The organism is Nostocoides japonicum T1-X7, assembly GCF_001046855.1.
Taxonomy (GTDB): domain Bacteria; phylum Actinomycetota; class Actinomycetes; order Actinomycetales; family Dermatophilaceae; genus Nostocoides; species Nostocoides japonicum.
Genome location: NZ_HF570958.1, coordinates 3,252,299 through 3,261,253, shown reverse-complemented (window position 1 = coordinate 3,261,253; position 8,955 = coordinate 3,252,299). Strand labels below are relative to the sequence as shown.

Here is an 8,955-nt window from a genome sequence, read left to right as displayed (position 1 = left end):
GTCGGCAGCGGGGGCCGCCTCGTCGGCCGGAGGCTCCGCACCCGGCTGGCCCGGCGCGACCCAGCCGCGCCGGTGCGCCAGCTCGAGGCCGACGAGCGATGCCGGGCCGGCGCCGACACCCTCGTCGGCGAGCCCGTCGGGGAAGCCGGCGAGGGTGCGGGACACCTCCTTGAACGTGCAGACGCGGTCCGGGCCGCGGGTCGGCCGGACGGGGTTGCCGGCCCGCAGGTCGTCGACGAGCTGCTTGGTCGACTCCGGCGTCTGGTTGTCGAAGAACTCCCAGTTCGCCATGACGACCGGCGCGAAATCGCATGCCGCGTTGCACTCGACGCGCTCGAGGGTGATCTTCCCGTCGGCCGTCGTCTCGTCGTGGCCGATGCCGAGGTGCTCGGAGACCTCGTCCCAGATGCGGTCGCCGCCCATGATCGCGCACAGCGTGTTCGTGCAGACCCCGACGGTGTACTCGCCGTTGGGATGCCGCTTGTACTGCGTGTAGAACGTCGCGACGCCGGAGACCTCGGCCGTCTCGAGGTCGAGGAGGTCGGCGCACAGCTCGATGCCGCGCCCGCTCACGTAGCCGTCGACGGACTGGACGAGGTGGAGGAGCGGCAGGAGGGCGGACCGCTTCTGGGGGTACCGGGCGATGACCTGCGCGGCGTCCTCGCGCAGGCGGGCCTCGACGTCCGCGGTATACGGCTCCTTCGACTCCGCGGAGACGTGGAGGTGACCCGATGCGGTCTGCCGTCCGAACTTGGTCGCCATCAGCGGTCGACACCTCCCATGACGGGGTCGATGGAGGCGACGGCGACGATGACGTCGGCGACCTGGCCGCCCTCGCACATCGCGGCCGTGCCCTGGAGATTGTTGAACGACGGCTCGCGGAAGTGCGCCCGGTAGGGTCGCGTTCCGCCGTCGGAGACGAGGTGGCAGCCGAGTTCGCCCTTGGGCGCCTCCACCGGCGCATACACCTGGCCCGTCGGGACGCGGAAGCCCTCGGTGACGATCTTGAAGTGGTGGATGAGCGACTCCATCGAGGTGCCCATGATCTCGCGGATGTGGTCGGGGCTGTTGCCCTGACCGTCGGAGCCGACCGACAGCTGCGAGGGCCAGGCGATCTTCTTGTCGGCCACCATGACCGGTCCCGGCTTGGCCTGCAGCCGGTCCGCGCACTGCTCGACGATCTTCAGGGACTCGTGGATCTCGTCGAGCCGGACGCACAGGCGGGCGTAGGCGTCGGCCTCGGTGCGCGTGACGACGTCGAAGTCGTAGGTCTCGTAGCCGCAGTAGGGCTCGTCCTTGCGCAGGTCGAGCGGCAGCCCGGCCGAGCGGAGGATGGGCCCGGTCATGCCGAGCGCCATGCACCCGGTGAGGTCGAGGTAGCCGACCCGCTGCATGCGTCCCTTGAGGATGGGGTTCTCCACCATGAGGAGCTCGAGCTCGTGAACGCCCTTGCTGATCAAGGGGATCGCCTCGCGGACCGCGTCGATCGTGCCGTGCGGGATGTCCTGCGCCACGCCACCGGGGCGGATGTAGGCGTTGTTCATCCGCAGGCCGCTCACCATCTCGAAGATCGACAGGATGCGCTCGCGCTCGCGGAAGCCGACGGTCATGACGGTCGTCGCGCCCATCTCCATGCCGCCGGTCCCCATGGCGACGAGGTGGGAGCCGATCCGGTTGAACTCCATCATCATGACCCGGATGATCTGGGCGCGTTCCGGGATGTCGTCGGTGATGCCGAGGAGCTTCTCGACGGCGAGGCAGTACGCCGCCTCGTTGAACAGCGGTGTGAGGTAGTCCATCCGGGTGCAGAAGGTCACACCCTGGGTCCAGGTGCGGAACTCCATGTTCTTCTCGATGCCCGTGTGGAGGTAGCCGATCCCGGCGCGCGCCTCGGTCACCGTCTCGCCGTCGAGCTCGAGGATGAGCCGGAGGACGCCGTGCGTCGACGGGTGTTGCGGCCCCATGTTGACGACGATGCGCTCCTCGTTGAGGGCCGTCGCCTCCTCGACGAGGTCGTCCCAGTCGCCGCCGGTCGCGTTGAGGATCGTGGCGCCCTCGGCGTCCGCCTCGTCGGCGGGGGAGGTGGCGAAGATGTCGTCGGCCCGGCCGGATCCGCCCGACTCGTAGATGTCCGATGTCGTCGTCATGATTAGTTGTACGACCTCCGCTGGTCCGGCGGCGGGACGGTGCCGCCCTTGTACTCCACGGGTATGCCGCCGAGCGGGTAGTCCTTCCGCTGCGGGTGGCCCGGCCAGTCGTCGGGCATGAGGATCCGGGTCAGCGACGGATGGCCGTCGAACTGGATCCCGAACATGTCCCACGTCTCGCGCTCGTGCCAGTCGTTCGCGGGGTAGACCGAGACGATCGACGGGATGTGCGGGTCGTCGTCAGGAGCGGTGACCTCGAGCCGGATCCGCCGGTGGCCGTGCGTGATCGACATGAGGTGGTAGACGGCGTGCAGCTCACGCCCCGTCTCGTGGGGGTAGTGGACGCCGCTCACCCCGAGGCACAGCTCGAAGCGCAGCGCCGGCTCGTCGCGCAGGGCCTGCGCGACGGCGAGGAGGTGCTCGCGCCGGATGAAGAGGGTCAGCTCGTCCCGGTCGACGACGACGCGCTCGACGGCGTCGGTGTACGGCGTCGCACGGTCGTCGAGCGCCTCCTGGAGGAGGTCGGCGACCTCGTCGAAGTACCGGCCGTAGGGCCGAACCGCCGTCGCGGGGAAGAGGATCGGCGAGACGAGACCGTCGTAGCCGCTCGTGTCGCCGGAGTCCTGGGCGCCGAACATCCCGTGGCGGACACCGATCTGCACCGGCTCGGGCGTCGTGCCGGGGGCTGCGGGGAGGTTCTCCGCCTCGTCCCGTGGGGCTGGGGTCTGGTCGCTCATGCGAGGAGGCTCTTCCCGGGCGTCGCGGTGAGGTGGCCGACGTGGTCGTGGGTCGGCGGCATGAGGGCGGTGGGCGTCGCGGAGAGCGCGGCCTCCTCGGCGGCCCGGGCCGCCTTGACGCGGTTGACGCCGAGCTTGCTCGTCTGGATCTGGCGGTGCAGCTCGATGATCGCGTTGAGCAGCATCTGCGGACGGGGCGGACAGCCCGGGAGATAGACGTCGACGGGGATGATGTGGTCGACCCCCTGGACGATCGCGTAGTTGTTGAACATCCCCCCGGAGCTCGCGCAGACGCCCATCGAGATGACCCACTTCGGCTCGGGCATCTGGTCGTAGACCTGGCGGACGACGGGGGCCATCTTCTGGCTCACCCGCCCGGCGACGATCATCAGGTCGGCCTGGCGAGGGGTCGCCGAGAACCGCTCCATGCCGAACCGGGCGATGTCGTAGTCGGGCGTGCCGACGGCCATCATCTCGATGGCGCAGCACGCGAGGCCGAAGGTCGCCGGCCACACCGACGACTTGCGCATGAAGCCCGCGACCTGCTCGACGGTCGTCAGCAGGAAGCCCGCCGGCAGCTTCTCCTCGACACCCATGGAGTTCCTCTCAGTCCCACTCGAGCCCGCCGCGCCGCCACACGTAGGAGTAGGCGACGAAGACGGTGACGATGAACAGGACCATCTCGACGAGGGCGAACAGTCCCAGCTGGTTGAACGCGACGGCGAAGGGATACAGGAACACGCTCTCGACGTCGAAGATGATGAAGAGCATCGCCGTCAGGTAGTACTTGATGGGCACCCGGCCCCCGCCCCGCGCCTGCGGCGTCGGCTCGATGCCGCACTCGTATGCGTCGAGCTTGGCGCGGTTGTAGCGCTTGGGCCCGGCGATGCCCGCCATGACGACGGAGAACAGGGCGAACCCGCCGCCGATGAGGACGAGGAAGACGAGGGGAAGGTACGGGCTGGTCATCGCTGAACGACTCCCCTTTCCGTGGCACGTCGGGCTCGCGTCGGTCCGCTGTCAGGTGACGTGGGTCTCACTCTATTGCCCTCTCGCAGCGCGGTGCAGGGAGGACCCGCGGGGGCCGTCTCATGCATCGGGAGCCATCCGTGCCATCGCGTGGACGAGGCGGTCGCTCGCGTCGCCGCCGTGCGGCTCGGCGAGGTTGGCCATCACCTTGAGGAGGAAGCGCATCATGGTCCGGCGCGGGAGGCCGTACTTCGTCGCGAGCCGCATGACCTCGGGGTTGCCGATCGCCTTGGCGAACCAGCGGCCCAGCGTGTAGTAGCCGCCGAGCGCATCGCCCATGACCTGCGGATATGAGAGGAGGACCCGCTCCCGGCCCGCGTCGTCGCTGCGCGCGAAGGCCTGGGCCACGACGTCCGCGGCGAGGCGGCCGGACTCCATGGCATACGCGATGCCCTCGCCGTTGAACGGGTTGACCATGCCGCCCGCGTCGCCGACGAGGAGGAGGCCGTCGGCGTAGTGCGGCTGCCGGTTGAAGCCCATGGGGAGCGCCGCGCCGCGGATCGGTCCGACCATCGTCTCGTCGGTGTAGGTCCACTCCTCTGGCATCGTCGCGACCCAGCGGCGCATGACGTCCTTGTAGTCGGTCCTGCCGAACGCCTTGCTCGTGTTGAGGATCCCGAGGCCGACGTTGCTCGTGCCGTCGCCGACGCCGAAGATCCAGCCGTACCCGGGCAGGAGGACCCGCCGGCCGCTGTCGTCGGTCGACCACAGCTCGAGCCACGACTCGAGATAGTCGTCGTCGTGGCGCGGGCTCGTGTAGTACGTGCGGACCGCGACGCCCATGGGACGGTCCTCGCGCTTCTCCCGGCCCATCGCGAGGGACAGGCGCGAGGAGTTGCCGTCCGCCGCGACGACGAGCGGCGCGGCATACCGCAGCTCCGGCCCGGTCGAGCGGCCGTTCTCGTCGACGCGCTTGGCCGTGACGCCGACGATGGCGCCGGTCCGCTCGTCGCGGATCGGGCCGGTGACGTTCGTCGCCTCGTGGAGCCGGGCCCCGTGCTTGACGGCGTGCCGGGCGAGGATGTCGTCGAAGTCCTGCCGGGTCCGCACGAGCCCGTACGGCGGGAAGCTCGCGAGATCGGGCCACGGGAGGGCCAGGCGCATGCCGCCGCCGATGATCCGCAGGCCGTGGTTGCGGATCCAGCCCTCCTCCTCCGGCGTCGGGATGCCGAGGGTGATGAGCTCGCGGACCGCGCGGGGGGTGAGTCCGTCGCCGCAGACCTTCTCGCGGGGGAAGGTCGTCTTCTCCAGGAGGAGGACGTCGAGACCGCCCATCGCCAGGTATGCCGCGGTCGCGGATCCGGCGGGACCGGCTCCGACGACGATGACGTCGGCGGACTCGGTGGCGGTGCTCGTCAGAGGGGTCACGGTCGACTCTCGGTTGTGAACGTCTTCCTTGTGAACGTCTTCACGATCAATCGTCGAGTGTATGGGGGTCCTGTCGCAACCCTGTACTAAGGACCACCTAACCTCCAGAAGGAGCGGTGGCGCGGTGGAGGGCGACGATGCCGCCGGTGAGGTTGCGCCACGCGACGTCCGTCCAGCCCGCGGCACGGACCCGCTCGGCGAGCTCGCGTTGCGCCGGCCAGGCCATGATCGACTCGGCGAGGTAGACGTACGACTCCGGATCGGAGCTGACGCGGCGCGCGACGGGCGGAAGGGAGCGCATGAGGTACTCGGTGTAGACCTTGCGGAAGGCGCGGTTCGTCGGGTGGCTGAACTCGCAGATGACCAGCCGCCCGCCCGGCCGGGTCAAGCGGAGGAACTCGCCGAGTGCGGCGTCGACGTCGGCGACGTTGCGCAGCCCGAAGGACATCGTCACGGCGTCGAACGCGTCGTCGGCGAAGGGCAGCCGCATCGCGTCGGCCGCGGTGAAGGGCAGGTCCGGTCGGCGCTGCTTGCCGACCCGCAGCATTCCGAGGGAGAAGTCGGCCGGGACGACGCATACGCCATGGTCCGCGAACGGCTCGCTCGAGGTCCCCGTGCCGGCCGCGATGTCGAGAACCCGCTCGCCGGCCCGTGCGCCGACCGCCTCGTGGACGGCGCGGCGCCAGAGCCGGTCCTGGCCGAGGGAGAGCACGTCGTTGGTCACGTCGTAGCGGCCGGCGACGTCGTCGAACATCGCGGCGACGTCCTTGGGCTCCTTGGCCAGCGAGGCACGACTCATGGCCCCATCATCCCCGACGCGGTCGACGTCGACCCCCGCGGACCGGAGGCCGCCTCCCGTTGCGAGCGCCGGAGACCCTTGGCAGGGTCGAGACCATCCGAACAGGGGGAGTCCGGATGGCTCCCCGGGGGCATTGGAGGGATTCTCGTATGTCACGCACGATCGTCACGACCGCCGGCGCCGGGATCGCGGCACTCGGCCTGCTCGCACTCGCACCAGCCGCTTCGGCCACCGCACCCGCGCAGCACTGCGCCGCCGACATCGCGTCCAAGCGCATGGTGTGCGCCGCCAGCCAGGACGAGGCCGTCGCCCGGATGGCCGCCACCCAGAAGTCCGCGAAGTGGGTGGCCCACGTCATCCTCTACGACGGCACCGGCTACAGCGGCGCATCGCTCACGCTCGGCGGCGACGGCTCGTGCACGGCGACGACGTCCGACGTCGACAGCCAGGCCGTCGACCTCGGCGCCTGGGGCTGGTCGAACCGGGCCAGCTCGTTCGTCACCCGCAACAGGTGCGACATGAAGGGCTGGGACGGAACGAACTTCACCGGCGCCCACTTCGCCAAGTACCAGGACCACGACATCAAGCTCACGGCCTGGAACAACCGGATCAGCTCCTACAAGGTCAGCTGAGCCCGATCGCGGCAGGACGGCCGGGGTGCGCGCGGCATCCCGGCCGTTCCCGTCCACGACGGCTGGTTGCCTCGACGTATCCTGACCGGCGATGAGCATCCTGCCCTCCCCCGCGGACCCTGCCGACAGCCGAGGCGTCCCGACGGCCCTGCCGCTCGTCGTCCGCACCGTCCAGATCCCTGCGACGATCGCCGGCTCGCTCGTCGACCTCCTCCCGGCCCGCGGGCCGCGCGAGGTGACCTCGTGGGTCCGGCGCGGCGACGGTCTCGTCGGGTGGGGGCGGGCGGCGGCCTTCACCGCCGCGGGAACGCACCGCTTCGCCGACGCGTCCGCCTGGTGGGCGCAGGTGTCGGAGGCGGCCGTCGTCCGCGACGAGGTCCGCCTGCCCGGCACGGGGGTCGTCGCCTTCGGGTCCTTCTCGTATGCGGCGAGCTCGCCCTCCGGCGCCACCCTCGTCGTGCCCGAGGTCCTCGTCGGACGCCGCGGGTCGACGGCATGGCTCACCACCGTCGCCGCCGGGGCCCAGCTACCACCGACCCCTGCCCTCGCCGTCCAGTCGCCCCCCGAGGCGCCCGAGGACGTCCGCTTCGCCGACGGCTCCCTGTCCGCAGCGCGATGGGAGGGGGTCGTCGCCCGCGCCGTCGCACGGATCGCGGCCGGCGAGCTCGACAAGGTCGTCCTCGCTCGCGACCTCGCGGCCGACGCCGCCGGCCCCGTCGACCCGCGCTGGCTGCTGCGGCGGCTCGCGGAGCGGTACGAGACGACCTGGGTCTTCGCCGTCGACGGACTCGTCGGCGCGACACCGGAGCTGCTCGTCCGTCGGGAGCGCGGTCTGGTGACCTCCCGCGTCCTCGCCGGCACCATCCGCCGCAGCGGCAACGACGAGCACGACCTCGCCCTCGCGGCGTCCCTCGCCCGCTCCTCCAAGGACCTCGAGGAGCACGAGTACGCCGTCCGCTCGGTGGCCGACGCCCTCGCGCCGCACTGCTCCTCGATGAACGTGCCCGACTCCCCCTTCGTCCTCCACCTCGCCAACGTCATGCACCTCGCGACCGACGTGACAGGGGTCCTCCGCGACGGGACGACCTCCCTCGGTCTCGCCGCCTCCCTCCACCCCTCGGCCGCCGTGTGCGGAACCCCCACCGCGTCGGCGGACTCGCTCATCGACGAGGTCGAGGGCATGGACCGGGGCCGGTATGCCGGTCCGGTCGGCTGGCTCGACGCGACCGGCGACGGCGAGTGGGGGATCGCCCTGCGGTGTGCCGCCTACGACGCCGGCGACGACGCACGGCTGCGCCTGTTCGCCGGGTGCGGCATCGTCGCAGGCTCCGACCCGGAGGCCGAGGTCGCCGAGTCCGACGCCAAGCTCGTGCCGATGCGCGACGCCCTCAGCACCCTCTGACACCCCCAGTCCACCCCGACCCTTCACCCCCCGTGGCGGTCTGCCACCCGATCGGGGCCTGAGCACCACCCGACTCGGTCCTCAGGTCCCCTACGGAGACCGACAGGCGCTCACGGCCAATGGCTGGGCAGGCGCATGACCTCGTCGTGCTCGGCACGGGTCCGGCCGCGGTCGATGCGGACCTCGATGACGCACAGCCCGTCCGGCCGACGCGCCACGAGCCGGTGCAGCTGCTCGACGGAGGCGGCTTCGGCATACCGGACGCCGTAGGCGGTGCACAGTGGCTCGAGCCGCGCGCCGGTCGGGGTCCCGAAGAGCCGCTCGAAGTCGGCGGAACCCGCCCCGCTCGGATCCCCCGGCTCGAGGGTCTCGAAGATCCCTCCGCCGTCGTCGTTGACGACGACGACGGTGAGGTTCGGCACCGGCTCGTCGGGGCCCACGAGCAGCGCGTTCGTGTCGTGGAGGAAGGTGAGGTCGCCGACGAGGGCATATGCAGGGCGCCCGGCGTGCGCGAGCGCGACGCCGGTCGCTGTGGACACGCAGCCGTCGATGCCGGCGAGACCCCGGTTGCCGACGACGTCGAGTCCGGGGCGGGTGGGCCCGACGGCGATGTCGAGGTCTCGGGGAGCGTTCGAGGACCCGGCGAAGAGGATGGCCCCGTCGGGCAGGGCCGCGACCACCTCGCGGGCCACCCGCAGCCCGGACGGCCACGGTGGCGGTGCGGCCGCCATGGCCCGCTCGAGCGCGGCGCCGCGCTCGAACCAGGCGGCGGCCCACTCCGGATCGGCTCCGGCAGGCCCCTGTCCCGGCCAGGGCGCGGCGTGGGCGGCGGGGGGGGGGG

At 71.3% G+C, this 8,955-nt stretch carries 10 protein-coding genes; 2 read left to right on the top strand and 8 right to left on the bottom strand.

All coding sequences use genetic code 11. From position 1 onward, the window contains the following. From nuoE to BN12_RS14700, 7 genes are all read right to left on the bottom strand, one after another. Positions 1–762 (bottom strand): NADH-quinone oxidoreductase subunit NuoE (gene nuoE, locus BN12_RS14730; RefSeq protein ID WP_083454665.1); only part of this gene is annotated, 762 nt, incomplete at its 3' end. Further along, the gene (locus BN12_RS14725) at positions 762–2,147 is read right to left on the bottom strand and encodes an NADH-quinone oxidoreductase subunit D (protein ID WP_048553588.1); all 1,386 of its coding nucleotides are present in this window, start codon (positions 2,145–2,147) and stop codon (positions 762–764) included. The genes BN12_RS14725 and nuoE, both read right to left, overlap by 1 nt. 2 nt (positions 2,148–2,149) lie before the next feature. After that, the gene (locus BN12_RS14720) at positions 2,150–2,884 is read right to left on the bottom strand and encodes an NADH-quinone oxidoreductase subunit C (RefSeq protein WP_048553587.1); all 735 of its coding nucleotides are present in this window, start codon (positions 2,882–2,884) and stop codon (positions 2,150–2,152) included. Then, positions 2,881–3,480 (bottom strand): NuoB/complex I 20 kDa subunit family protein, encoded by a 600-nt coding sequence (locus tag BN12_RS14715; RefSeq protein WP_048553585.1) that lies wholly within the window; start codon positions 3,478–3,480, stop codon positions 2,881–2,883. The genes BN12_RS14720 and BN12_RS14715 overlap by 4 nt, the downstream gene beginning before the upstream one ends. A gap of 10 nt (positions 3,481–3,490) precedes the next feature. Continuing rightward, positions 3,491–3,853, bottom strand: coding sequence for an NADH-quinone oxidoreductase subunit A (locus tag BN12_RS14710; protein WP_048553583.1), 363 nt, complete (start codon positions 3,851–3,853; stop codon positions 3,491–3,493). 120 nt (positions 3,854–3,973) lie between these two features. Next, positions 3,974–5,272 carry a geranylgeranyl reductase family protein gene (locus tag BN12_RS14705; protein WP_048556440.1) on the bottom strand — a complete coding sequence of 433 codons (1,299 nt, stop codon included), beginning with the start codon at positions 5,270–5,272 and terminating at the stop codon, positions 3,974–3,976. A gap of 106 nt (positions 5,273–5,378) precedes the next feature. Next, the gene (locus BN12_RS14700; protein ID WP_048553582.1) at positions 5,379–6,080 is read right to left on the bottom strand and encodes a demethylmenaquinone methyltransferase; all 702 of its coding nucleotides are present in this window, start codon (positions 6,078–6,080) and stop codon (positions 5,379–5,381) included. A 149-nt stretch (positions 6,081–6,229) separates the two neighbouring features. Here BN12_RS14700 and BN12_RS14695 point away from each other — a divergent pair, with 149 nt between their 5' ends. Both BN12_RS14695 and BN12_RS14690 read left to right on the top strand, forming a co-directional pair. Beyond that, positions 6,230–6,712: a peptidase inhibitor family I36 protein gene (locus BN12_RS14695; protein WP_048553574.1), complete on the top strand. Its 483-nt coding sequence runs from the start codon at positions 6,230–6,232 to the stop codon at positions 6,710–6,712. A gap of 91 nt (positions 6,713–6,803) precedes the next feature. Then, entirely contained in the window at positions 6,804–8,114 is a 1,311-nt protein-coding gene (locus BN12_RS14690; protein WP_048553572.1) for an isochorismate synthase, read from the top strand. A gap of 110 nt (positions 8,115–8,224) precedes the next feature. Here BN12_RS14690 and BN12_RS14685 read toward each other — a convergent pair. After that, a partial coding sequence (locus BN12_RS14685) for a thiamine pyrophosphate-binding protein (RefSeq protein WP_235432418.1) occupies positions 8,225–8,955 on the bottom strand: 731 nt, incomplete at its 5' end.

Coding starts and splice junctions, on each gene's coding strand:
- BN12_RS14725 (WP_048553588.1), bottom strand. CDS start 2,147: ATGACGACGACATCGGACATCTACGAGTCGGGCGGATCCGGCCGGGCC.
- BN12_RS14720 (WP_048553587.1), bottom strand. CDS start 2,884: ATGAGCGACCAGACCCCAGCCCCACGGGACGAGGCGGAGAACCTCCCC.
- BN12_RS14715 (WP_048553585.1), bottom strand. CDS start 3,480: ATGGGTGTCGAGGAGAAGCTGCCGGCGGGCTTCCTGCTGACGACCGTC.
- BN12_RS14710 (WP_048553583.1), bottom strand. CDS start 3,853: ATGACCAGCCCGTACCTTCCCCTCGTCTTCCTCGTCCTCATCGGCGGC.
- BN12_RS14700 (WP_048553582.1), bottom strand. CDS start 6,080: ATGAGTCGTGCCTCGCTGGCCAAGGAGCCCAAGGACGTCGCCGCGATG.
- BN12_RS14695 (WP_048553574.1), top strand. CDS start 6,230: ATGTCACGCACGATCGTCACGACCGCCGGCGCCGGGATCGCGGCACTC.
- BN12_RS14690 (WP_048553572.1), top strand. CDS start 6,804: ATGAGCATCCTGCCCTCCCCCGCGGACCCTGCCGACAGCCGAGGCGTC.